The 24,228-nt window shown below is 60.3% G+C and carries 23 protein-coding genes; all 23 read left to right on the plus strand.

Annotated elements, in window-relative coordinates; all coding sequences use genetic code 11:
* The first annotated feature begins 43 nt into the window (after nucleotides 1-43).
* Nucleotides 44-1,855: a calcium-binding protein gene (locus CAF73_RS17140; protein WP_085703332.1), complete on the plus strand. Its 1,812-nt coding sequence runs from the start codon at nucleotides 44-46 to the stop codon at nucleotides 1,853-1,855.
* 244 nt (nucleotides 1,856-2,099) lie between these two features.
* Complete coding sequence (gene rfbF / locus CAF73_RS17145; protein WP_085699505.1) at nucleotides 2,100-2,873, plus strand: glucose-1-phosphate cytidylyltransferase; 774 nt, start codon at nucleotides 2,100-2,102, stop codon at nucleotides 2,871-2,873.
* Nucleotides 2,855-3,937 carry a CDP-glucose 4,6-dehydratase gene (gene rfbG, locus CAF73_RS17150; RefSeq protein WP_085703333.1) on the plus strand — a complete coding sequence of 361 codons (1,083 nt, stop codon included), beginning with the start codon at nucleotides 2,855-2,857 and terminating at the stop codon, nucleotides 3,935-3,937. The genes rfbF and rfbG overlap by 19 nt, the downstream gene beginning before the upstream one ends.
* Complete coding sequence (gene rfbC / locus CAF73_RS17155) at nucleotides 3,934-4,494, plus strand: dTDP-4-dehydrorhamnose 3,5-epimerase (RefSeq protein ID WP_085699501.1); 561 nt, start codon at nucleotides 3,934-3,936, stop codon at nucleotides 4,492-4,494. Before rfbG ends, rfbC begins: the two co-directional genes overlap by 4 nt.
* Nucleotides 4,491-5,717, plus strand: a complete 1,227-nt coding sequence (locus CAF73_RS17160; RefSeq protein WP_085703334.1) for a class I SAM-dependent methyltransferase — start codon at nucleotides 4,491-4,493, stop codon at nucleotides 5,715-5,717. Before rfbC ends, CAF73_RS17160 begins: the two co-directional genes overlap by 4 nt.
* Complete coding sequence (locus CAF73_RS17165) at nucleotides 5,714-6,565, plus strand: NAD(P)-dependent oxidoreductase (RefSeq protein ID WP_085699497.1); 852 nt, start codon at nucleotides 5,714-5,716, stop codon at nucleotides 6,563-6,565. Before CAF73_RS17160 ends, CAF73_RS17165 begins: the two co-directional genes overlap by 4 nt.
* Nucleotides 6,562-7,635 (plus strand): class I SAM-dependent methyltransferase, encoded by a 1,074-nt coding sequence (locus CAF73_RS17170; protein WP_085699495.1) that lies wholly within the window; start codon nucleotides 6,562-6,564, stop codon nucleotides 7,633-7,635. The genes CAF73_RS17165 and CAF73_RS17170 overlap by 4 nt, the downstream gene beginning before the upstream one ends.
* A 17-nt stretch (nucleotides 7,636-7,652) precedes the next feature.
* Nucleotides 7,653-8,390 (plus strand): cephalosporin hydroxylase family protein, encoded by a 738-nt coding sequence (locus CAF73_RS17175; RefSeq protein WP_007958324.1) that lies wholly within the window; start codon nucleotides 7,653-7,655, stop codon nucleotides 8,388-8,390.
* A 55-nt stretch (nucleotides 8,391-8,445) separates the two neighbouring features.
* Nucleotides 8,446-11,361 carry a TIGR00180 family glycosyltransferase gene (locus tag CAF73_RS17180; RefSeq protein WP_085703335.1) on the plus strand — a complete coding sequence of 972 codons (2,916 nt, stop codon included), beginning with the start codon at nucleotides 8,446-8,448 and terminating at the stop codon, nucleotides 11,359-11,361.
* 25 nt (nucleotides 11,362-11,386) lie between these two features.
* Complete coding sequence (gene pseB, locus CAF73_RS17185; RefSeq protein WP_064594325.1) at nucleotides 11,387-12,388, plus strand: UDP-N-acetylglucosamine 4,6-dehydratase (inverting); 1,002 nt, start codon at nucleotides 11,387-11,389, stop codon at nucleotides 12,386-12,388.
* On the plus strand, nucleotides 12,385-13,542 hold the full coding sequence (gene pseC, locus CAF73_RS17190; RefSeq protein ID WP_085703336.1) for a UDP-4-amino-4,6-dideoxy-N-acetyl-beta-L-altrosamine transaminase: 1,158 nt from the start codon (nucleotides 12,385-12,387) through the stop codon (nucleotides 13,540-13,542). Before pseB ends, pseC begins: the two co-directional genes overlap by 4 nt.
* Nucleotides 13,543-13,573: 31 nt before the next feature.
* Nucleotides 13,574-14,194 (plus strand): pseudaminic acid biosynthesis-associated methylase, encoded by a 621-nt coding sequence (locus tag CAF73_RS17195; protein WP_085699487.1) that lies wholly within the window; start codon nucleotides 13,574-13,576, stop codon nucleotides 14,192-14,194.
* Nucleotides 14,191-14,886 carry a pseudaminic acid cytidylyltransferase gene (gene pseF / locus CAF73_RS17200; RefSeq protein ID WP_085703337.1) on the plus strand — a complete coding sequence of 232 codons (696 nt, stop codon included), beginning with the start codon at nucleotides 14,191-14,193 and terminating at the stop codon, nucleotides 14,884-14,886. The genes CAF73_RS17195 and pseF overlap by 4 nt, the downstream gene beginning before the upstream one ends.
* Nucleotides 14,883-16,385 carry a UDP-2,4-diacetamido-2,4,6-trideoxy-beta-L-altropyranose hydrolase gene (pseG, locus tag CAF73_RS17205; protein WP_085703338.1) on the plus strand — a complete coding sequence of 501 codons (1,503 nt, stop codon included), beginning with the start codon at nucleotides 14,883-14,885 and terminating at the stop codon, nucleotides 16,383-16,385. Before pseF ends, pseG begins: the two co-directional genes overlap by 4 nt.
* Entirely contained in the window at nucleotides 16,382-17,434 is a 1,053-nt protein-coding gene (gene pseI, locus CAF73_RS17210) for a pseudaminic acid synthase (RefSeq protein ID WP_085703339.1), read from the plus strand. The genes pseG and pseI overlap by 4 nt, the downstream gene beginning before the upstream one ends.
* Nucleotides 17,435-17,660: 226 nt before the next feature.
* Nucleotides 17,661-18,587, plus strand: coding sequence for a ketoacyl-ACP synthase III (locus CAF73_RS17215; protein WP_085703340.1), 927 nt, complete (start codon nucleotides 17,661-17,663; stop codon nucleotides 18,585-18,587).
* 86 nt (nucleotides 18,588-18,673) lie between these two features.
* Nucleotides 18,674-19,966 carry a motility associated factor glycosyltransferase family protein gene (locus CAF73_RS17220; RefSeq protein WP_085703341.1) on the plus strand — a complete coding sequence of 431 codons (1,293 nt, stop codon included), beginning with the start codon at nucleotides 18,674-18,676 and terminating at the stop codon, nucleotides 19,964-19,966.
* On the plus strand, nucleotides 19,963-20,229 hold the full coding sequence (locus CAF73_RS17225) for a hypothetical protein (RefSeq protein WP_085699477.1): 267 nt from the start codon (nucleotides 19,963-19,965) through the stop codon (nucleotides 20,227-20,229). Before CAF73_RS17220 ends, CAF73_RS17225 begins: the two co-directional genes overlap by 4 nt.
* 243 nt (nucleotides 20,230-20,472) lie before the next feature.
* Entirely contained in the window at nucleotides 20,473-21,333 is an 861-nt protein-coding gene (locus CAF73_RS17230) for a flagellin domain-containing protein (protein ID WP_085699475.1), read from the plus strand.
* Nucleotides 21,334-21,404: 71 nt separating this feature from the next.
* Nucleotides 21,405-21,761, plus strand: coding sequence for a flagellar protein FlaG (locus CAF73_RS17235; RefSeq protein ID WP_085683005.1), 357 nt, complete (start codon nucleotides 21,405-21,407; stop codon nucleotides 21,759-21,761).
* An 81-nt stretch (nucleotides 21,762-21,842) separates the two neighbouring features.
* Nucleotides 21,843-23,306 (plus strand): flagellar filament capping protein FliD, encoded by a 1,464-nt coding sequence (gene fliD / locus CAF73_RS17240; RefSeq protein WP_085699472.1) that lies wholly within the window; start codon nucleotides 21,843-21,845, stop codon nucleotides 23,304-23,306.
* Nucleotides 23,307-23,435: 129 nt separating this feature from the next.
* Entirely contained in the window at nucleotides 23,436-23,834 is a 399-nt protein-coding gene (gene fliS / locus CAF73_RS17245) for a flagellar export chaperone FliS (protein WP_085699470.1), read from the plus strand.
* 10 nt (nucleotides 23,835-23,844) lie between these two features.
* Entirely contained in the window at nucleotides 23,845-24,141 is a 297-nt protein-coding gene (locus tag CAF73_RS17250) for a flagellar protein FliT (RefSeq protein WP_085683003.1), read from the plus strand.
* Nucleotides 24,142-24,228 lie beyond the last annotated feature (87 nt).

Consider the following 24,228-nt stretch of genomic DNA (forward strand, 5'->3'; position numbering starts at 1 on the left):
GCGAGGCAGGTTCCGGTTCAACAACAACGCAAGGAAGACGCAAATGTCAGTAGTGAATGGAACGAGTGATGCCGATGTCCTGTTGGGCACCGACGGTGATGACCAACTTAATGGACTGGAGTCGGATGATGTGTTGCTGGCAAGTGCCGGTAATGATCTGCTGGATGGCGGGGATGGATTTGATACGGCGAGCTATTACGCCTTGTCCTCGGGGGTGAGCGTCGAGTTCAACGATGCTTCGACGACAGTCGCTGCGGGTGAGCTGCGCACTCACCTCAACACCATGAAGATGGACCCGTTCATCGAGAAACTTACCTTCACCGGTACCGGCGATTTCAAGGGTTACGGCAATGCCGGTGACAACGAGATCATCGGCGGTGCCGGCAACGACTGGTTCTGGGGTGGCGCCGGCGCGGATCACTTCGTGGGTGGCGAAGGCTTCGATACTGTCAGCTATTCCGACAGCCTTGAAGGTGTGAGAGTCCAGGACTTCGAGAACTACGACGCATTGACCATCGCTGCTGGCGACACCTTCACTGGCATCGAGGCGATTCAGGGATCGAATTTCGATGACATGGTGTATCTGCTCGATAACGCGATGATCGTGGATGGCGCCGATGGCTACGACACCGTGAGCTACCGCCACTCCTTTGATGGCGTCAGTATCGGCATTGGTCAGCAAGCGGGTCCGGATGTCACGTTGCTGAACGTCGAGAAAGTCATCGGGACGTCGTTCACTGACCGATTCACCGCCAACGTCGCGGGCGTGACGCTGGAAGGTGGAAGGGGCGACGATGTGTACATCATCAACAGCGCCGGTGTGAGTATTGTCGAGACGGACCTCTTCGGTGGTACCGACCACGTGTACACCAGCCTGTCGTCGATGCACATGGATCCGTTCATTGAAAACATGACCTACACCGGCACGGCAGACTTCACTGGCTACGGCAATGACGGGGACAACGTCATCGTTTCGGGCGCCGGCAATGACGTCCTTCTGGGTGGCGCGGGCGGTGATCGCTTTGAAGGCGGGGCCGGTATCGACATCGTCAGCTATGACGACAGCAGCGAAGGGTTGAGTGCTTCTCTTGACTGGGGGCCGCAAAGCGGCATCGCGCTTTACGACACCTACATTGATATCGAAGGCCTGCGCGGCAGCAAGTACAACGATTCGCTGCAAGGCAATTCGGACGACAACATCCTTGAAGGTGGCACCGGCGATGACCAGCTTACCGGTGGCGAAGGCAACGATCACCTTTATGGCGGACTGAAGTCCGGTCTCGACGGCGATGTTGCGCAAGCCGACACGCTGTCTGGCGGTTCGGGTGATGACGTCATCGTCAGTGCCGTGAATGACCTGGGTACAGTGGCCCATGGAGACCAGGGCGATGACACCGTCACGGTCAACAGCGGCAGTGCCTTCGGTGATGACGGCAATGACGTGCTGACCGGCACAGGCAGCAATTATCTGTTGTCCGGTGGCAGCGGTAATGACGTGCTGGTTCTCAACCTGGCGGGTCAGTCCGGTACTGGCGGCGTCGCGCTCGGTGGTATGGGGGATGACACCTATATCGTGAACACCACCGGGCTGGTGACGATCCAGGACGAAGGCTGGGACTTCAATGACACGCTGATCCTGAACACCGTCGCCAATCTCGACCAGTTGAACGTCACTCGCATCGGTGATGACGCCTATCTGCACGGCGCCAACGACGGCAGCACCGGCATTCCCGACAGCGGCGTGAAGCTGCAGGGCTGGTACGCCGGGTACAACAACATCGAGCATCTGCAGACCGCTGACGGCCAGGTCTACGACCTGCCGGCCACGATCGATGGATTCGCGATGTTTGGCTGATCCGTTCGATGCAGTGAAGTAGCTTGATGAGAGGGATGATTCCGGCAACGGACTCATCCCTTTTTCATGCCCGGATGTCCCGCCGACGCAGGGCTGGCGGAGCTGGCGCGTTTCCTGCAAGTCCCCCTCAAATCGCCATAAAACGAGCGCTCGCGGTCATTCACCTGCGCCCGGACTGGCAAGGTTCAGCCGCAAAGGCCTGCAACAGCGAGGCCGAGCCCTGTGACGTAGAAGAGGGGAGACGATGAAGGCAGTTATTTTGGCGGGTGGCCTCGGCACGCGCATCAGTGAAGAGTCGCACCTCAAGCCCAAGCCAATGATCGAGATCGGCGGCAAGCCAATTCTCTGGCACATCATGAAGCAGTATTCCGCCCACGGAATCCACGACTTCGTGATCTGCCTCGGCTACAAGGGCTACGCGATCAAGGACTTCTTCGCCAATTACTTCCTGCACACCTCTGACGTCACGTTCGACATGCGCAACAACCGCATGGACGTTCACCAGAACTACAGCGAGCCGTGGAGCGTCACCCTGATCGACACCGGCGAGGAAACCATGACCGGTGGCCGTCTGCTGCGTGCCGGCCGTTACCTCAAGGACGAAGAAGCGTTCTGCTTCACCTATGGCGACGGCGTCTCCGACATCAACATTGCTCAACTGGTCGACTATCACAAGAACCACGGCCGTCTGGCGACCGTCACTGCCGTGCAGCCACCGGGCCGCTACGGCGCCCTTGAGAGGCAGGGCGATCAGGTACTCGGCTTCACCGAAAAACCGCGGGGCGACGGTGGCTGGATCAATGGCGGCTTCTTCGTGCTGTCGCCGAAAGTGCTGTCGTACATCGCCGGCGATGAAACCACCTGGGAAGCCGAACCGCTGGCGCAACTGGCCCAAGACGAACAACTGAAAGCCTTCGAGCACGAAGGTTTCTGGCATCCAATGGACACCCTGCGCGACAAGAACCATCTCGAAGCGCTGTGGCAGAGCGGGGAGGCCCCATGGAAGCAATGGGTCTGAGTCCGGAGTTCTGGCGCGGCAAGCGGGTTCTGGTCACCGGTCACACCGGTTTCAAGGGCAGCTGGCTGACCCTGTGGCTGCAAAGCCTCGGCGCGCAAGTCAGCGGTTTTTCCCTGGATCCTTCGACCGAACCTAGCCTGTTCGAACTGGCGCGCGTGAGCGAAGGCATCAACGATCAGCGCGGCGATCTGCGTGACCTCGGTGCCTTGCTCGAGATCATCGCTGACACCGAGCCGGAGATCGTTCTGCACCTGGCGGCCCAGCCGCTGGTGCGCGAAGGCTATCGCGATCCGCTCGGCACTTATTCGAGCAACGTCATGGGCACCCTCAACCTGCTCGAAGCGATTCGTCAGGTCGGTTGCGTGCGGGCCTGTGTGCTGGTGACCACCGACAAGGTCTACGCCAACAAGGAATGGCTGTGGCCGTATCGCGAAGACGAAGCCCTCGGTGGCCACGACCCTTACAGCAGCAGCAAGGCCTGCTGCGAGTTGCTGGCGCAGTCTTATGCGGCATCCTTTTTTCCGGCGGACAAGTACGCCGAGCACGGCCTGGCGCTGGCCACCGCCCGCGCCGGCAACGTGCTGGGCGGCGGTGATTTCGCGCCGGAGCGTCTGATTCCCGATGTACTGAAAGCCTGGTCCGCAGATGAGCCGGTGACCCTGCGCTACCCGCAAGCCGTACGTCCCTGGCAACACGCGCTGGAGCCGCTGGCCGGCTACCTGCAACTGGCCGCCGGGCTCTACGAACAAGGCCCGGAATACGCCGGGGCGTGGAACTTCGGTCCGGGTGAAGCGGACATGTGCAGCGTCGGCGAAGTGGTCGAACTGCTCGCCCACCGCTGGCCTCAGGCCCGTGGCCTGCGTATCGAAAAGAGTGACTTGCACGAAGCCGGCCTGCTGCGTCTGGACAGCAGTCGCGCGCGTCAGGTGCTGGGCTGGCAACCGCGCTGGTCGTTGCAGCAATGCCTGACCCAGACCCTCGACTGGCATCTGGCGTGGCAGAACGGCGACGACATGCGCACCGTGACCCTCGGCCAATTGAACCTGTACCGGGGCGCGCTGTGAGCGAGTTTTCCTTGAAACAGTTACCGCTGGCCGGGTTATTCAGCGTCCGGCACAAACGCTTCGAAGATCAGCGCGGGCACTTCGCACGGCTGTTCTGCGAGGGCAGCCTGAAAGCGTTCGGCAGCGAATTCCACATCCGCCAGATCAACCATTCCTGCACCCGCGAAAAGGGCAGCGTGCGCGGTCTGCATTACCAGAACGCCAACGCGCCGGAAGCCAAACTGATCACCTGCCTGCGCGGCGAAGTGTGGGATGTGGCGGTGGACCTGCGCCCGGATTCCGAGACCTTCCTGCACTGGCACGCCGAGCACCTGAAGGCCGGCGATGGTCGCAGCCTGTTGATCCCCGCCGGTTTCGCCCACGGTTTCCAGACCCTCACCGACGATGCCGAACTGCTTTACCTGCACAGCGCCGATTACGCGCCGGAGCACGAGGGCGGTCTGTCGGTGAACGATCCACGGCTGGCAATCGCCTGGCCGTTGCCTGTCAATAATTTGTCGGCGCGGGATTCCAGCCATCCCGCGCTCGATCAACACTTTGCTGGAGTGCGTCTATGAATTGCCGTGGGTGCGCCGCACCGCTGAGCCTGCCGCTGATCGACCTCGGCACCTCGCCACCGTCCAACGCCTACGTGCACGCCGATCGGCTGGAGCAGGCCGAACAATGGGTGCCGCTGAAGGTTGCCGTTTGCCAGCAATGCTGGCTGGTCCAGACCGAGGATTACACCAGCGCCGACAGCCTGTTCGACGCCGAGTACGCCTACTTCAGTTCGTTCTCCAGCACCTGGCTGGCTCACGCCGAGCGTTATGTGGCCGAGATGGTCGAGCGCTTTGGCCTGACCGCCGACAGCCGCGTGGTGGAAGTCGCGGCCAACGACGGCTACCTGCTGCAATACGTGGCCGGTCGCGGCATTCAGTGCCTGGGCGTCGAGCCGACTCGCAGCACCGCGCAGGCGGCACGGGAAAAAGGCCTGGAGATTCGTGAACTGTTCTTCGGTCGCGACACTGCCGCCCAGCTGAAAAGCGAAGGCTGGGGCGCCGACCTGATGGCCGCCAACAACGTGCTGGCCCACGTGCCGGACATCAACGATTTCCTCGGTGGTTTCGCCACGTTGCTCAAGCCGACCGGCGTCGCGACCTTCGAATTCCCGCAACTGCTGACGCTGATGGCCGGCGCGCAGTTCGACACGCTGTATCACGAACACTATTCCTACCTGTCCCTGACTGCCGTGCTGACGCTGTGTGAACGCAACGGTCTGGAAGTGTTCGACGTGAGCCAGCTGACCACCCATGGCGGCTCGCTGCGAGTGTTCGTCCAGCGCAAGGACGGCGAACGCCGCGCCGTGCAGCCGGCCGTGCAACAGCAGTTGCAGGCCGAGCTCGACGCCGGGGTGAAAACCGCCGAGTACTACGCGACGCTGGCGCCGGCTGCCGAACGCATCAAGCATGACCTGCTGCGCTTCCTGTTGCAGGCCAAGGCCGATGGCAAGCGTGTGGTCGGCTACGGCGCTGCGGCCAAGGGCAACACCTTGCTCAACTACGCCGGGGTCAAGCCGGATCTGCTGGCCTGGGTCGCCGACGCCAATCCGCACAAACAGGGCAAGTTTTTGCCGGGCAGCCGCATTCCGATCGTGGCGCCGGCGCAGATCGATATCGAGAAGCCGGATTACGTGCTGGTGCTGCCGTGGAACCTGCTGCATGAAGTCAGCCAGCAACTGGCCCAGGTGCGTCAGTGGGACGGCCACTTCGTGATCGCCGTGCCTGAGTTGAGCGTGCTGTGAAAGTCCTGGTCACCGGAGCCACGGGCTTCGTCGGTCGTCACCTGGTCGCGGCATTGCTGGCCCGTGGGTGCACGGTGCGGGCGGTTGCGCGTGATGCACAAAAAGCCGCGGACATGCCATGGATCAATGACGTCGAGTTCGTGAGCGCGGATATTCACGCGGCGGATCTGGATGCGCGCGCGCTGACCGAGGGCGTCGATGCACTCGCGCACCTGGCCTGGCCGGGGTTGCCGAACTACCGGGCGCTGTTCCATTTCGAGCACAACCTGATGGCCGACTACCGCTTCATCAAAGGCGCGGTAGAGGCGGGGGTAAAGCAGGTTCTGGTGACCGGCACCTGTTTCGAGTACGGCATGCAGAGCGGCCCGCTGAGCGAGCAGAACGACGCACAGCCGGCCAATCCGTACGGGCTGGCCAAGCACACGCTGCACCTGTTTCTGCAAAATTTGCAGCAGGAGCATCCGTTCACCCTGCAATGGGCACGGCTGTTCTATCTGCACGGCGCCGGGCAGAACCCCAACAGTCTGTTGGCGGCGCTGGACCGGGCAATCGATGCCGGCGATGCGACGTTCAACATGTCGGCGGGTGAGCAACTGCGGGACTTCCTGGCGATTGAAACGGCCACCGCGTACCTCGCCGCGATCCTGCACAAACGCGATTTCGACGGCACGCTCAACTGCGCCAGCGGCCAGCCGGTTTCGGTGCGGGCGCTGGTCGAACAGCGCGTGCGTGAGCGCGGCGCGACCATCGCCCTGAACCTCGGCCACTACCCGTATCCCACCCACGAACCGCTGGCGTTCTGGGCGGTGACCGAGCGCTTGCAACAGTTATTGGGAGAGCCGCAATGAGGCACGAGTTGTATCGGGTTACCGACCTGCCGGTGTTGCAGAACCGCACCTTTGCCGATCCCGAATCGGCCAAGGCATCGGCCAGTGCCGACATGCTGCTGGTGCAGGATGAACGCAGCGGGCTGATCTTCAATGCAGCGTTCGATGCCGACAAACTCAGCTACGACGCCGACTACCAGAACGAGCAGGCCCATTCCGGCCAGTTCCAGAAACACCTGAGCGATGTCGAAGGCATCATTGCCCGGCACTTCAAGGGTCAGGAGCTGATCGAAGTCGGCTGCGGCAAAGGTTATTTCCTCGAGCTGCTCAAAGGCCTGGGCTACCGCATCACCGGCATCGACCCGGCCTACGAAGGCGAGAACGCCGACGTGATCAAGGCCCCGTTCACCCGTGGTCTGGGCCTGGAAGCGGACGCCATCGTGCTGCGTCACGTGCTGGAACACATCCAGGATCCGCTGAGCTTTCTGGCGGTGATCGCCGAAGCCAATCAGGGCGGTGGGCAGATCTACATCGAAGTGCCGTGCTTCGACTGGATCCTCGAACACCGCGCCTGGTTCGACCTGTTCTACGAGCACGTCAATTACTTCCGCCTCGACGACCTGCGCCGGATGTTCGGCACCGTGCACGAGGCCGGTCACCTGTTCGGTGGCCAATACCTGTACATCGTCGCTGACCTTGCCACGCTGCGCCTGACCCCCGAACAACCGGTGCCGCGCCTGGCATTGCCGGACGATTTCACTGCCAGCCTCGAGCGCGCGGTGCAGATCATCCAGGGCGCGCCCGAGCAGGGTTCGGCGATCTGGGGCGCCTCGTCCAAGGGCGTGATCTATTCGCTGTTCCTGCAACGCGCCGGCGTGGCGGTGGACCGGGTGGTCGACATCAACCCGGCCAAGCAGGGGCGTTACCTGCCCCTGAGCGGCGCCCGGGTGTCCTCGCCGCAAGAGGCGATGGACGCTTTGCCCGAGGGCGCCAACCTGTTTGTGATGAATTCCAATTACCTCGAAGAGATCAAGCGGATGACCGGTGGACGTTACGTCTATCACGCCGTCGACAGCGCTTCGTTCCAGTGACCCTTGAGATTTTGAAAATGACCGACAACAGCATCAACAAAGCTTTCGAAGCCGAATGCCGCGAGCAGATCGCCCAACAGGGTGACGACCAGAAACTCACCGGCCTGGCCCGGGATTTCTTCAACGAATCGGCCAAGCACAAGTACAGCTACCACTTCTCGTGGATGGGCCGTCCGATCATCCAGCTGCCACAAGACATGATGGCCATGCAGGAAATCATCTGGCAGGTGAAGCCGGATCTGGTTATCGAGTGCGGCATCGCCCACGGCGGTTCGATCATCTACTACGCCTCGTTGCTGGAGCTGCAGGGTCACGGCGAAGTGCTGGGCATTGACCTGGACATCCGCCCGCACAACCGCGAAGCCATTGAGAGCCATCCGATGAGCAAGCGCATCAAGATGATCGAAGGTTCGAGCATCGACCCGGCCATCGCTGCCCAGGTACGCGCGGCAGCCGAAGGCAAGAAAGTCATTCTGGTACTCGATTCCAACCACACCCACGACCACGTGCTCGAAGAGCTGCGCCTCTACGCGCCACTGGTTTCGGTCGACAGCTACTGCGTGGTGATGGACACCGTGGTTGAAGACATGCCGGCCGACTTCTTCCCGGATCGTCCATGGGGCCCGGGTGACAACCCGAAGACCGCCGTGTGGAAATACCTGGAAGAGAACAAGGATTTCGAGATCGATGTTCAGCTGCAGAACAAGCTGCTGATCACCGTGGCGCCGGACGGCTATCTGCGTCGCGTTCGTTAATTCGCAACATCACAAAAGCGTTGTCTCGGCGAGTCGCCGGTTGTGGAGAGAAGTTATGCAAGGCAAGTTCGGTTCTGAATTGACGCTACCGCTCAACGAGCTGTTGACCGTGGTGCTGATTACGCACAATCGTCCGGCGTTCCTGCGTCGGGCGGTCAAGTACTACAGCAGCCTGCCCTGCAGAATCATGGTGCTGGACTCCACCGCCGAGCGGCCTGAAGGCGACTTTTCTTCGGTCGATTACCACCACGTGCCGCAATTCGCCTATTGGGGCATGCAGGCCAAACTGGCCTATGGCGTGGAGCAACTGACCACGCCATACATGGTGCTGGCAGCCGATGACGACTTCATCCTGCACGATTCGCTCGCCGAGTCGGTGGGCTTCCTGGAGGCGAATCGCGACTACGGCATGTGCCACGGCTACTGCCTGATGTACCTGACACTGGCCGGTGGCGTGAGCTACTACCGTCGCGACAAGAAAGTGCAGGAGGACTATGCGTCCGAGCGGGCGCAGGATCGGGTCCTGGACTACATGAGTCAGTACATCCCGCCGTTCTATGCGGTGACCCGTACCGACCTGATGAAAACCTGGCATTCGGCATTGCCGCCGGGCACCAGTTTCCAGTGGCAGGAAATCGGCCATGTTTACTTCCTGCTGGCCAGTGCCAAGGCACGGATCCTGCCGATACCGTATGTGGTGCGGGAGATCAACTATGGCAACTCCGAGCACAGCACCGAGGTGTACCACTCGCTGACTTACATCGATCCTAAATCGGTGGCCGAGCGCGAAGCCTTCGCCGAGTTTCTGGCGCGATTGCCGACAGGTATCAAGGATCTGAATGCAGAGCAGGGCAAGGCCTTTGCCCTTAAAAGTTTCGAGGCGATGGTCGACAGCCTTCAAACCAATCGGGCCCTGACGGCAGAGCTGATTATCCAGTCCACCTGGAACCAGGAACTCAAGCGTCCGGATCGCCGTTTCGGACCTCTGCAGTACGTCGAAATGCCGTTCTACAACCAGGCGTTCTTTGATCGCCTCGCGCAGTTTGAATTCATGCTGCACGCGATGCCGGCCGGCCGCATTCAACTGGAAGGTCTTGAAGGGGTGTGGGCCCGTCAGGCGCATCTGATCGAGGCGCGCAACAACGATACCCCTGAAAGTGTGCTCGACCGTCTGTGGCAGGCCCACGACCTCAACGCGTTCAACCGCACCGTCGCCAAACGCCTGGCGGTGCAACTGGAACTGTCTGGCGAGGATGACGAAGCGCAGACGATGCGTGACTGGATCGCCCGCATGGAAGCGTTGACCGTCGCCGACCATCATCAGGTGTTCGACAAGATGCAGTCCGGGCGTCTGCTCAAGTGGCTGGCGTCGCGTCAGGCGGATGCCGGGCAGATCGCGTCGATTACCGAACACCTGGCCGCCAACGGTGGTGGCCCGCAGTTCGGCATCTTCCTGGTGGACATGGATAACGATATCGACAAGTTGCAGGTCAGCCTCGACAGCCTGCTCGAAGGTCAATCCAAGGCGTTCCGCATTGTCGTGTTCACCACTGGTGACGCCCCGGCAGCGACCACTGCGCAGAACACCCTGCACTTTGTCCGTGTTACGCCGGACAATCTTGTCGACAAGCTTAACCAGAGCGCTCGTCAGTCGCCTTGCGACTGGTTGCTTCTGGCCGAAGCGGGGGATGAGTTCACCGCCGGCGGCCTCTTGCGCGCCAGCCTGGAGTTGATGAATGCCGACGGCATCAATGCCGTTTCCACGGACGAGATCCAGCGACGGGAAAACGGTGCGCTGATGGACGTGTTCCGTCCGGGCTTCAATCTCGACCTGTTGCTGAGCCTGCCGGGCCTGATGGCGCGGCACTGGCTGGTCCGGCGTGAAGTGCTGCTGGAAGTCGACGGCTACCGCGCCGATTTCAGCAAGGCGCTGGAGTTCGACCTGCTACTGCGCATCATTGAGCAAGGTGGCCTGAACTGCCTGGCGCACCTCGATGAACCGCTGCTTATCACTCAGGCACCGCAGCTGGAAGAGAACGCCCATGAGCGTCTGGCATTGCTGCGTCATCTAGGCAACCGCGGTTACAAAGCCAAGGTCACGTCGGCGCTGCCGGGTGTTTACCAGATCGATTATCACCACAGCGATCGTCCTCTGGTGTCGATCGTTATAGCGGCCGGGGACGATCTGCCTGCTCTGCAACGTTGCCTGGAAGGTGTGCTGTTGCGCACCCGTTATCACAAGTACGAAATCCTGATTGCAACCAAGGCTTCTCAATCGGCCGAGGTCAATGACTGGCTCGGGACTTATCAGCATCCGAAAGTCAGTGTGCTGCGTGCCGATCAATCGCTCAGCACGCCCGCACTGTGCAACGCGGCCAGCCAGCAAGCTCAGGGCGAGTTCCTGGTGCTGTTGGCGGCGGACGCCGAAGTGGTCAACCCGAACTGGCTCGACTCGCTGCTCAACCATGCCCTGCGTCCGGAAGTCGGCGTAGTTGGCCCGAAACTGGTCGACCGCGACGGCAAGGTCAGCCAGGCCGGCCTGATCCTGGGCATGAACGGTGGCGTCGGTTCGGCATTCGTCGGCGAGAAACACGATGCCGAAGGCTATCTGTACCGGTTGTCCGTGGATCAGAACTACTCGGCGGTTTCGAGCGTATGCCTGATGGTGCGCAAAGAATTGTTCGAGGCTCTGGGCGGTCTGGACGACAGCACGTTCGCTGCCGGCTTCAGCGATGTCGACCTGTGCCTGAAGGCCGGCCAGGCCGGTTACCTGACCGTCTGGACGCCATCGGTGCAAGTCATCCATCAGGGCGAGATCGATCAGGCAGGCCAGGCACTGGCTGCATTGCAGGAAAAATGGGCGGCGACTTTCGCCGGGGATCAGGCCTACAACGCCAACCTGAGCCTGATCGGCAAAGGCTTTGTTTTGAACGACAGTGCTTCGCTGAACTGGGCACAGTTGATCGCCTAGGTCGACAGGGAACGAGACTCAAGACATGTTCAACGGAAAATCGATTTTCATCTCCGGCGGCACCGGCTCGTTCGGGCGCAAGTTCATTGCGCGCCTGCTCGAGCAATACCAGCCCAAGCGCGTGGTGGTGTTCTCCCGGGATGAGCTTAAACAGTACGAAATGCAGCAGACGTTCAACGCGCCCTGCATGCGTTACTTCCTCGGTGACGTGCGCGACGCCGATCGTCTGCGTCAGGCCATGCGCGGCATCGATTACGTGGTGCATGCCGCGGCGTTGAAGCAGGTGCCGGCGGCGGAGTACAACCCGACCGAATGCATCCGCACCAACGTCAACGGCGCGGAAAACATCATCGCTGCCGCCATCGACAATGGCGTGAAGAAAGTCGTCGCGCTGTCCACCGACAAGGCCGCGAGCCCGATCAACCTGTACGGCGCCACCAAGTTGCTGTCGGACAAGTTGTTCGTTGCGGCCAACAATATCGCCGGCGAACAGCAGACGCGTTTCGCCGTGGTGCGCTACGGCAACGTCGCCGGTTCGCGCGGCTCGGTGGTGCCGTTTTTCAGCAAGCTGATTGCTGATGGCGCTACCGAATTGCCGATCACCGACGAGCGCATGACCCGCTTCTGGATCACCCTCGATCACGGCGTGCAATTCGTGCTCGACAGCTTTGCGCGCATGCACGGCGGTGAAGTGTTCGTACCAAAGATCCCGTCGATCCGCGTGGTCGATCTCGCGCGGGGAATGGCAGAGCACCTGCCGCACAAGAACGTCGGCATCCGTCCCGGCGAGAAACTGCACGAGCTGATGGTGCCGCTGGACGATGCGCGGATGACCCTGGAATTTGCCGATCACTACACGATCCAGCCGTCGATTCGTTTTACCAGCGTCGACGTGGATTTTGCCGAGGACAAACTCGGTGAACGTGGCGTGCCGGTCGGCGAAGATTTCGAGTACCGCTCCGACACCAACCCGCACTTCCTCTCGGTGGGGCAGATCGCCGACCTGCACGCGAAGCTGTCGGTATGATTCCCTACGGTCGGCAAAGCCTCGACCAGACGGATATCGACGCGGTTGTCGAGGTGTTGCAGTCCGACTGGCTCACTCAAGGCCCGACCATCGAACGCTTCGAGCAGGCGATGGCCGAGCGTTGTCAGGCCGATTTCGCCGTGGCGGTGTGCAACGCCACGGCGGCGTTGCACATTGCCTGCGTGGCGGCGGGGCTGGGCCCGGGTGATCGTTTGTGGACCACGCCGAACACCTTTCTCGCGTCGGCCAACTGCGGCCGTTATTGCGGTGCCGACGTGGATTTCGTGGACATCGATCCGCTGACCTGGAACCTCGATGCCGAAGTTCTGGCGAACAAACTCGATGCTGCCGAACGCGACGGTACGCTGCCCAAAGTGCTGGTGGCGGTGGCGTTCTCCGGGCAGAGCTGCGACATGCGACGGATTGCCGAACTGGCCGAGCGCTACAACTTTACCGTGATCGAAGATGCGTCCCACGCGGTCGGCGCAAGCTATGCCGGACGCCCGGTGGGTTGCGGTGAATTTGCCGCGATGACCGTGTTCAGTTTCCACCCGGTGAAGATCATCACCAGCGGCGAGGGCGGCATGGTGCTGACCAATCGCCCGGAACTGGCCGAGCGCCTGCAACGCCTGCGCAGCCACGGCATGACCCGCGATCCGCAGCAGATGACCGAGCCCAGCCACGGCCCTTGGTACTACCAGCAGGTCGAGCTGGGCTTCAATTACCGGATCACCGATCTGCAAGCCGCGCTGGGCCTGTCGCAGCTGAGAAAACTGGATGAGTTCATTGCACGCCGTCGGGAACTGGCCGCGCGTTACGACCGTCTGCTGGCGTACCTGCCGGTCACCGTGCCGAGCATCCAGCCGGACGCCGAATCGGCCTGGCATCTTTATGTGGTGCGTTTGCAGACCGAGCGCATCAGCCTCAGTCACCGTCAGGTGTTCGAAGGCTTGCGCGCCGCCGGTATCGGCGTGAACCTGCACTACATTCCGCTGCATTTGCAGCCGTACTATCGTGACCTGGGTTTTGCCGAGGGCGACTTTCCCGAAGCCGAGCGTTATTACGCCGAAGCGATCAGTCTGCCGCTGTTTCCGTTGCTGAGCGATCAGCAGCAGGACTACGTGGTCGAGCAATTGCGTCGGTTGACTGAATGATTGCCGCCGCGGCGGTGGATGGAAAACGGTAATGCGTGATCTGAGCGAGCAGGAACAATTCTGGCAGGGCGAGTTCGGCAACCAGTACGTTGACCGCAACGTCGGCCAGCCACTGGTGGCGGCCAATCTGGCGTTGTTCGCCAAGGCGCTGACCCGGGCCGGGCGGATCGACAGCCTGCTGGAACTGGGCACCAATGCCGGCAACAACTTGCAGGCATTGCGTCAGCTGTTGCCGCGCTGCGAACTGTTCGGAGTCGAAATCAACGCCAGCGCCTGTGCCCAGGCCCGGGCGCTGGAGATTGCGAACATCTGGCACGGCTCGCTGTTCGACTTTCCCCGTGAGCGCCAATACGATCTGACCCTGAGCAAAGGCGTGCTGATCCATCTGGCGCCGGAGCTGTTGGCGACGGCCTATGCGCAACTGTATGAGTTGAGTTCGCGCTACATCCTGATCGCCGAGTACTACAATCCGTCGCCGGTGGAGGTGTCCTATCGCGGCAACAGCGGCAAGCTGTTCAAGCGCGACTTCGCCGGGGAAATGCTCGATCGCTATCCTGATCTGCAACTGCTGGATTACGGCTTCGGTTATCACCGCGATCCGCAATTTCCGGTGGACGACATCACTTGGTTCCTGCTGGAAAAACGTCCTTGAACAACGTCGCAATCATCCCGGCCCGCGGGGGCAGTAAACGCATCCCGCGCAAGAATCTCAAACCGTTCGACGGTGTGCCGATGATTGTCCGCTCGATTCGCACCGCCCTTGATTCAGGGTTGTTCGAGCAGGTGGTGGTCAGCACCGACGATGCAGAGATCGCCGACGTGGCGCGGGCCAACGGTGCTGACGTGCCGTTCATGCGTCCGGCGCAGTTGGCCGATGATTTCACCGGCACCGCAGCGGTGATCGTGCATGCCTTGCAGCAACTGCCGGCCTTCGATTACGCCTGTTGTGTGTATGCCACGGCGCCACTGTTGCAGGCGCGGTTTCTGCGTCAGGGCTTTGAATTGCTGGCGCAGCATCCGGACAAGTCCTTTGCTTTTTCAGTCACCGATTTCGGCTTTCCGGTGCAGCGCGCCTTGACCCTCGACGGACAGGGTGCGTTGACGGCGTTGTACCCCGAATTTCGCAATACCCGTTCACAGGATCTGCCGGCTGCCTTTCAGGATGCCGGCCAGTTCTATTGGGGGCGCAGCGAAGCGTGGCTGGGGGGCGAGGTGTTGTATTCGCCGGCCAGCCTGCCGGTGATCCTGCCCCGGTATCTGGTGCAGGACATCGATACCGTCGAAGACTGGAAACGCGCTGAATACCTTTACGCCGCCCTCAAGGCTGGCGGAGAGCTGCAATGAGAGTACTGATCCGCGCCGACGCCTCGCCGACCATCGGCAGCGGCCATATCGCCCGGTGCCTGACGCTGGCGCGAGTACTGCGCACGCAAGGCAGCCATGTCGCGTTCGCCTGCCGTCGGTTGCCCGGCCATCGGCTCGATGCGTTGCAGAGCGAAGGCTTCGAGACCTTCGCGTTGCCGGATCGCTATGCCGGTGAAGACCCGGAGCAGGCCATCGAATCGATGCTGCCGTGGCAGGCGGATATCGATGCGCTGGCAATGCAACTGGAAGAGCAGCCTGAGTTTGACTGGGTGATCGCCGACCATTACGGCCTCGATCATCACTGGCAGACCGCTGCCCGTCGTTTTGCCCCAAGGATCGCCGCCGTCGACGATCTGGCGACCCGGCGCTACAGCGTGGATCTGCTGCTCAATCAGAACCTTTCCGGGCTCAGCGAAAACTATCAGCCGCTGCTGCCGGCCGGTTGCCGGACGCTGCTCGGCCCGCGCTTTGCCATGCTGCGTGAAGAATTCAGCGGCCCGGCCATCGAGATCAAACCGGTGGCGCGCCGGGTGCTGGTGAATTTCGGCGGCTTCGATGCGGCGCGCCAGACCCATCACGCGATGCTGGCGCTGGCGGACTTTTCGGCGCTTGAAGTGGATTTCGTCGCCGGTGCCGACAACCCGGCCTGGGCAGAAATGCAGGCACTGGCCGAAACGCGACCACACTGGCGGCTGCACAGTTTCGTCAGCGATTTTCATCGACGCATGACCGAGGCCGACCTGTTTATCGGTGCCGGCGGCGGCACCAGTTGGGAGCGTGCAGCTCTGGGCCTGCCGACGATCTGCATCGCGGTGTCGAACAACCAGCAGGCCAACGGCGAGGTGATGGCGGCGGCCGGAGCGCATGTGTTTATGGGCGCGCGAGAGCTGGTGAGTGTCGAGCAACTGCGTGATGCCATCGGTTTTGTCGTCGACAATTTTTATCTGCGTCAGAGCCTGGCCGAGCGTTCACGACAACTGGTCGACGGGCGCGGTGCGTTGCGGGTAGCGGCGGCACTGGCCGGTGCAGTGCTCAAGTTGCGCCTGGCGACGCCGGATGACGCGCAATTGTTGTTTGACGGGCGCAATGCCGAGGCGGTGCGCCGCTGGTCACTGGACAGCGGCGTGATCGATTGGTCGCAACATCTGAACTGGCTGGGTGCGAGCCTGCGCAATCCTCAGCGGTTGTTGCTGGTGGCCGAAGCAGATGACGGCCCGGTCGGTGTCCTGCGCTACGATTTGCGCGGCTTTGAGGCAGAGGTTTCGCTGTATCTGCTCGAGGGGCGTTTCGGTCTGGGTTGGGGCAGGGCGCTGCTGGCGCAGGGTGAAGATTTTGTATCCGCGCACTGGCCACAGATGACCGCCATCACCGCCCAGGTGTTGCCGGCCAATCGGCCCTCGATGAATGTTTTTCGTGACGCCGGGTTCACTCAGAGTGCCTGTGCGTTCACCAAGGTTTTGAAGGAATCCCGTCAATGAGCAGTTTCAAGATCGGCAACCGCCAGATCGGTGCCGATGCGCCGCCGTTCATCATCGCTGAAATGAGCGGCAACCATAACCAGTCGCTGGACGTCGCCTTGCAGATTGTCGAAGCGGCGGCCAGGGCCGGCGCGCATGCCTTGAAGCTGCAAACCTACACCGCCGAAACCATGACCCTGGATCTGGCTGAAGGCGAATTCTTCATCAAGGATCCGAACAGTCTGTGGGCCGGTACCTCGCTCTACGATCTGTATGAAAAGGCTCACACACCCTGGGAATGGCATGCGCCGATCTTCGCCCGGGCCAGGGAACTGGGCATGCTCGCGTTTTCGACGCCGTTCGACGACAGCGCCGTGGACTTCCTCGAAAGCCTCGATGTGCCGGCTTACAAGATCGCCAGTTTCGAGAATACCGATCTGCCGTTGATTCGCCGTGTCGCAGCGACCGGCAAACCGCTGATCATTTCCACCGGCATGGCCAGCATCGCCGAGCTCGACGAAACCGTACGCGCTGCCCGCGAGGCCGGGTGCAAGGATCTGGTACTGCTCAAATGCACCAGCACTTACCCGGCGACGCCGATCAACAGCAACGTGCGTACGATTCCGCATTTGCGTGAGCTGTTTGGCTGTGAGGTCGGGCTGTCCGATCATTCGATGGGTGTCGGCGTATCGGTGGCGGCGGTGGCCCTCGGCGCCACGGTGGTGGAAAAACACTTTACCCTCGACCGTTCAGCCGGTGGCGTGGACGCCAGTTTCTCACTGGAACCGGCGGAGCTGGCCAGCCTGGTGGTCGAGACCGAACGCGCCTGGCAGGCCATGGGCCAGGTGCATTACGGCGTGACCGAGGCTGAGCAGAAGTCGCTGGTTTACCGTCGGTCGCTGTACGTCACGGCCGATATGGCGGCCGGTGAACCCTTTACGGCGACCAATGTGCGCGCCATTCGTCCCGGTCTCGGTCTGCCGCCCAAGCACGCCGATGCCGTCCTCGGCCGCCGCGCGCGCGCGCCGATCAAACGCGGCACGCCACTGGACTGGTCGCTGGTCGAATAACCCGATCTGCACCGATTCGGCAAAATAGCGTGACCTGCGAGTCATAACGCGCATCTTCACTGTATTGTATTGACCGGGGAGATGGCGCCTGGCCCGTTATCGGTTCCAGTGATAGCCCTTTGCGCTCCCCGTGGCTGCCCTTTGTGGCGGCCGTTTTTCTGTTTGTCGGCGCCCCTCGAATCCTTGCGAGCGGTGGTATTGGGCTGTTTATTATTGGGAAGCCGTAATGATTGGCATAAAAAGCATTGCGAGCTACGTTCCTGTAGCCGGCGTGGACAATTACGCACAAGGTGCAAAATTCGAGAAGGATGAAGAATTCATCCTCGGCAAGATCGGTTCGGCCTTCCTGCCACGTAAAGACGCAGAACAGGAAACGTCCGATCTGTGCGTTGAAGCGGCCAATGCGCTGTTTACCAACAACCCTGAGCTGAAACGTGAATCCATCGATGCGCTGATCGTCGTGACCCAGAACGGTGACGAAGAAGGCTTGCCGCATACTGCTGCAATCGTGCAGGACAAGCTTGGCCTGCCGACCCATGTCGCGGCGTTCGATATTTCCCTGGGCTGCTCCGGTTACGTCTACGGCATCTACGCGATCAAGGGCTTCATGGAAGCCGCCGGCCTGAAAAACGGTCTGCTGATCACCGCTGACCCGTATTCGAAGATCGTCGATCCGGAAGATCGCAACACCACCATGTTGTTCGGCGACGCCGCCACCGCGACCTGGATGGGCGAAGATCCGGTCTGGGCGCTGGGCAAGGCCAAGTTCGGCACCGACGGTTCCGGCGCACCGCACCTGAAGGTGACCGATGGCGTGTTCTTCATGAACGGGCGTCAGGTGTTCAACTTCGCGCTGCTCAAAGTCCCGGCGCATCTTCACGAACTGCTCGACGATTCCGGTCTCAAGGCCGATGACATCGATGCCTTCTGCATCCACCAGGGCAGTGCGGCGATTGTCGACGCCGTGGCGCGGCGCTTCGAAGGCGAGCCGGAGAAGTTCATCAAGGACATGGTCGAGACCGGTAACACCGTGTCGTCCAGCGTGCCGTTGCTGCTGGAGAAGCACGTGCTTGATTCCGACTGGAATCGCATCGCGATCAGTGGTTTCGGTGTCGGACTGTCGTGGGGTTCGGCGATTATCTATCGTCCTTGAATCCACCAAAAACGACGGATACAAAAAGAGCGTTCAAGGGGTAACCTTGAACGCTATTTTTTTGCCTGAAGGGAGCGCGAGGCGCCATGAGCGAGTTTTTCCAGGCCAACGCTGAAGTCATCGAACGACGCTGGCCGGCGCTGTTCGCACGATTGCTGAACGAAGACAGTTCGGCGATCGAGGCCGAACTGACGCAAGGGCTGGGCTCGACGCTGAGCATCGGCGGCATTCAGCTCACCAGTCGTCATGATCGTGTCCGGGAGGCGCAGATTCAGGCCGCCAGTCTGCCGGCGGACAAGCCGCAGCTGCACGTCTACGGCACCGGCCTGGGAGATCTGCCCACGGTGCTGCTGGAGCGCGCCGGGCTTGAGCGACTTTACGTACACATCCTCAATGGCGCGCTGTTTGCTCTGGTGCTGCAACTGCTCGATCAGCGTGAGTGGCTGCAGGATTCGCGGGTTGAATTGCTCTACGCCGGCGACCTGCCCGACATCTGCACGCCGTTCTTCGCATTGCCTGCCGAAATGCTGCTGGCCGATGATTTCAACGCGAAGATTCGTGATCGACTGGTCAGTGAAGTGCACCTGAGCTTCAACAACCGTGAATTCGATCCGCAGTCACCGTTCATTCAACAGCGTCTGCAGGATTGCTTGCCGGTATTGCTCGCTGACGATGATGTGGCGACGTTGTTCGGTACCTGTGCCGGTCGGGAGATTTATGTGATCGGCACCGGACCGACCCTTGAGCAGCATTTCGAGCGACTGGCCGCGATTCGCGAGCGGGCCGGGCGTCCATTGTTCATCTGTGTCGATACCGCTTACCGCCCGCTGCGTGAGCACGGGATCGTGCCCGACTACGTGGTGAGCATCGACCAGCGCATCAGCTTCCGGCATTTGCCCTTTGAAGAGTCCGACGGCATCCCGCTGGTGTATTTGCCGATGAGCGACCCTGAGGTGTTGAGGGCATGGAAGGGCAAGCGCTACGGCGGTTATTCGCTGAGTCCGGTCTATGCGGCGTTGCGTGAGCAGCACCCAAGAGCGCTGCTGCATGTGGGCGGCAGTGTGATTCATCCGGCGGTGGATCTGGCGGTGAAGATGGGCGCGGCGCGGATCACGCTGTTCGGCGCCGATTTTGCCTTCCCGATGAACAAGACCCACGCCGGCTGGAGTGACGGTGACCTGGGCCCCTCGGTGAATCAGGCGCGACACTGGGTGCGTGACGGCTTCGGCGAGCGTGTCAGTACGCAGCTCAATTTTCGCGGTTATCTGTGTGTGCTGGAGCGATACATCGCCAGTCAGCCGCACGTCGAGTTTTTCAACAGTAGCCGCGCAGGTGCGTTGATTGCCGGGACGCGTTTCAATCAGGAGTTCGTGCAATGAGTGCGCTGCAAGGCTGTATCGACGAATGCCGGCGGTGCGCCGGCCTGTTTCGCCTGGGGCGCGATGTCGAAGCGGCGCTGGAGATGGTGGATGTATTCGAAGGTGCACAGCAATTGCTGGTGTCCGCTTCGCCGGATATCCAGCAGTCGTGGGCGCAAGTGCTCACGCGAATGCTCGAATGTCAGGAGTGCCAGGACTGGCTCGGGCTCGCCGATTTCATGGAGTACGAATTGATCGGGTTGCTGGAAAATTCTGCGGCTTGAGAAAAGCCGACAGCACTGGCCCGCAGGTTTGCGCCACGGACGGTTTTATGACGTCATTTTTTCGAAGGTAAAGTGCTACTAAGTCTTTGTTTTCTTGGGGGTGGCAGGTTGATGGCAAATTTTTTCAAAAAAGCCCTCAAGCAACCTGCAAACCCGACGATAACTATTACGAAGGTTCTCTAGGCCATACCCGGCGGTTGCCAGGGCCGGAAGCCGCAGTACCCAACCAACGAGGAATTCGTCATGGCTTTAACAGTAAACACCAACACCACGTCGTTGAACGTTCAGAAAAACCTGAACCGCGCTTCCGACGCTCTGTCGACTTCGATGCAGCGCCTGTCTTCCGGCCTGAAAATCAACAGCGCTAAAGACGACGCCGCTGGCCTGCAGATCTCCAACCGTATGTCTTCCCAGATCCGCGGTAACACCCAGGCAATCCAGAACGCCAACGACGGTATCTCCGTTGCCCAGACCGCTGAAGGCGCTCTGCAAGCTTCGACCGACATTCTGCAGCGTATGCGTGAACTGGCTGTTAAAGCACGTAACGGTACCAACGGTACTGCTGACCAGACCGCTACCAACGCTGAATTCGCTCAGATGTCTGACGAAATCACCCGTATCTCGGCCGCTACCAACCTGAACGGCAAAAACCTGCTGGACGGTTCGGCTGGTACTGTGACTCTGCAAGTGGGTGCAAACACCGGTTCGGCTAACCACATCGACCTGGTACTGAGCTCCAAGTTCGACGCCGTCAGCCTGTCCGTAGGTAGCGGTACTGTAGTTCTGACCGGTACTTCGGGTACTGGTGCTGGTTCTGCTGCGCAGAACATCGACAACGCGATCACTGCAATCGACGCCGCTATCGCTGCAATCGGTGCAACTCGTGCCAGCCTGGGTGCTTCGCAAAACCGCCTGACCAGCACCATCCAGAACTTGCAGAACATCACCGAGAACACCACTGCTGCACAAGGTCGCGTACAAGATACCGACTTCGCCGCAGAGACTGCTAACCTGACCAAGCAGCAAACCCTGCAACAGGCTTCGACCTCTGTTCTGGCCCAAGCCAACCAACTGCCTTCCGCTGTACTGAAGCTGCTTCAGTAATTTCGGAATGAGTTTTAGCGGGGGAGTGCGCTTGCGTGCTCTCTCGCTTTTTACGTTATGAGGTGATGAGCATGGACATGAGCGTCAAGCTTAACGTGTCTTATCCGGCTCCCAAGCCAGCCAATACCGTTGCTGACAAGCCGGTGGAAACGAAGCCTCAGACCGTTGAAGCGGTTCCTGCCTCGAAAAAGAGCCAGGAAGCCGATGAAAACAAGCTGAAGCTGGCGGTGCAGGAGATCGAGAAGTTCGTTCAGTCGATCAAGCGCAATCTGGAGTTCTCGATCGATGAGCATTCCGGGAAGGTCATCGTCAAGGTGATCGCAAGCGAGACGGGCGAGGTCGTACGACAGATCCCTTCCGCAGAAGCCCTGAAGCTGGCAGACAGCCTCGCCAACGCAAGTCACGTGTTGTTCGACGCCAAAGTCTGATAACTGGCATGAATAGTGTTTGAAGTTCTTTAGGCGCCGGCAAGGGTCAAAAGACTGGCAACAACCCCAAGGGAGATGCACATGGCAAGTCCAATTTTACCGGGTTCGGGCCTGGGCTCCGGCCTGGACATCGGTGCAATCGTTACTGCGCTGGTCAATGCCGACAAGTCGCCGAAGCAGACGCAGATCGATAATGCGACTAAAACCAACACGCTGAAGATTTCCGGTATCGGCACGTTGAAGAGTGCGCTGACCGCATTCCAGACCGCGATGACCAATCTGGGCAGCAAGACCAATCCAGCGTTTGCCGGTTACACGGCAACTTCGGGCACTCCGGCCGTTCTGGGGGTTTCTGCGGATAACACCGCCGTCTCGGGTACTTACAGTGTTGTTGTGAATAATCTGGCTACCGGCTCGAAAATAGCCAGTGCATCCTTTGCCGGCGGTGCTGCCAGTGCCATTCCGAGTGGTACCCTGAAAATCACTCAGAATGGCACTGATTACAATGTCACGATCCCGGCCAATGCCACCTTGCAGAGTACCCGGGATGCGATTAACTCGGCTCAGGCCGTCAACGGTATTTCCGCCAACATTGTGACCGACAGCTCGGGTGCTTCGCGCCTGGTGATCAGTTCGAGCAAGACTGGCGCCGGCTCCGACATGAAAGTCAGCGGCATTGCCGGCCTGGAAATCGACGGTACCCAGTCGATGGGCTCCAACCCGGCCGCCGGTGACTCCGGCGCGGTCAATGGCCTCGCCAAGGATGCGTCGCTGACCATTGATGGTCTGGCGGTGACCAGCAAGAGCAACACGGTTACCGGTGCTATCAGCGGTCTGACGATGAACCTGGTAACGGCCAGCCCGGGTACGCCACCGACACCTGTCACGGTGACTGTCGACGGTAATACCAAAGGTTTGCAGACGTCGGTTCAGGCGTTCGTCGATGCCTACAACACCTTGAAAAACACCATCGACACCTTGTCCAAGGCGACCCCGGACGAAGATGGCAAGCTGACCGTTCAGGCGGCGTTCACCGGTGACTCCCTGGCGCGCTCGCTGGTTGCCGATATCCGTGGGCAAATTACCGCCCCGAGTGCAACCGCTGGCAGCCCGATAGCCTATCTGTCGCAGTTGGGGGTCATGACCGACCGCAATACCGGTAACCTGACGTTCGACACGACTGCATTCAACAAGGCCATGGCTACTCCGGGCATGAGCGGCAAGGTCCAGGAGATGTTCACTGGCACCAACGACACCAATGGTCTGTTGGCGCGCATGAGCAAGGCCGTGGATCCTTACCTCAAGGCTTCGGCCGATGGCAAGACCACCACCGGCCTGCTGGATCAGCGCCTGACTATCCTGAACAACAACACACGTAACCTCACTTCCCAGCAACTGGCGCTGGATCTGCGTGTGGCCAACCTGACCAAGACGTTGACTGCCAAGTACAACGCCATGGACTTGCTGGTAGGGCAAATGAAGGCTACGGCGAGCAACATCACGTCGTTCTTCAGCTCGCTGAATGCTCAGCAATCCGCGAAGTAATATGCAAGAGCGACAAAAACCCGGCTACGCTTTCGAGCGTGCGCCGGGTTTTTGTCTTATGGTCTAAAGTTTTTCGACTCGCTGGCGATACACTGTTCATACGAGTCATTGTGGCAAATGAGGTAGAACATGAATCCGATGTTAGCCCTTCGGCAATACCAGAAAGTAGGTGCGCAGGCTCAGACGTCCGAAGCCAGCCCTCATCGCCTGGTGCAAATGCTGATGGAAGGCGGCCTGGACCGTATCGCCCAGGCCAAGGGTGCGATCGAGCGCAAGGATATTCCTGCCAAGTGCACGTCGATCAGCAAGGCCATTGGCATCGTCAGTGGCCTGCGTGAAGGCCTGGATCTGGAAAATTGCGCGGATACGCTGGCAGATCTGGATGGTCTTTACATCTACATGATGAAGCGTCTCGCCGAGGCGAACATCAGCAGCGACCCGCGTATTCTGGACGAGGTTGCCGGCTTGTTGAGCACGGTAAAAGAAGGCTGGGACGCCATTGCTCCTACGCCTGCTCCTCAGTTTTAAGGAGATCATCATGAGTCTTGTATTGCAGCGAATCGAAGAAACCCGAGTGGCGTTGGTCGGTGCCCTGGCCGAGCGCAACTGGGAGGCGATCGGTCAACTGGATCTCGATTGCCGTTCCTGCATGGAAGATGTCATGAGTGAGGCGTCTCTTGATGAAGTAGCGCTGCGGGACAATCTTGAGGAGTTGCTGCACGTGTACAAGCAGCTGCTTGAAGTCGCCATGGGTGAGCGTCAGGCGATAGTCGACGAGATGTCGCAGATCACCCAAGCGCAGAATGCGGCAAAGGTTTACCATCTGTTTGGTTAATTAACCCTCAGTTAATCCAGACATGTGCGCCATAAATTTGACTGTGCACGGTTTTTTGACTTAACTAGTGGCTGTTTTCAGATTTCA

This window comes from Pseudomonas sp. B15(2017) (assembly GCF_002113215.1).
Taxonomy (GTDB): domain Bacteria; phylum Pseudomonadota; class Gammaproteobacteria; order Pseudomonadales; family Pseudomonadaceae; genus Aquipseudomonas.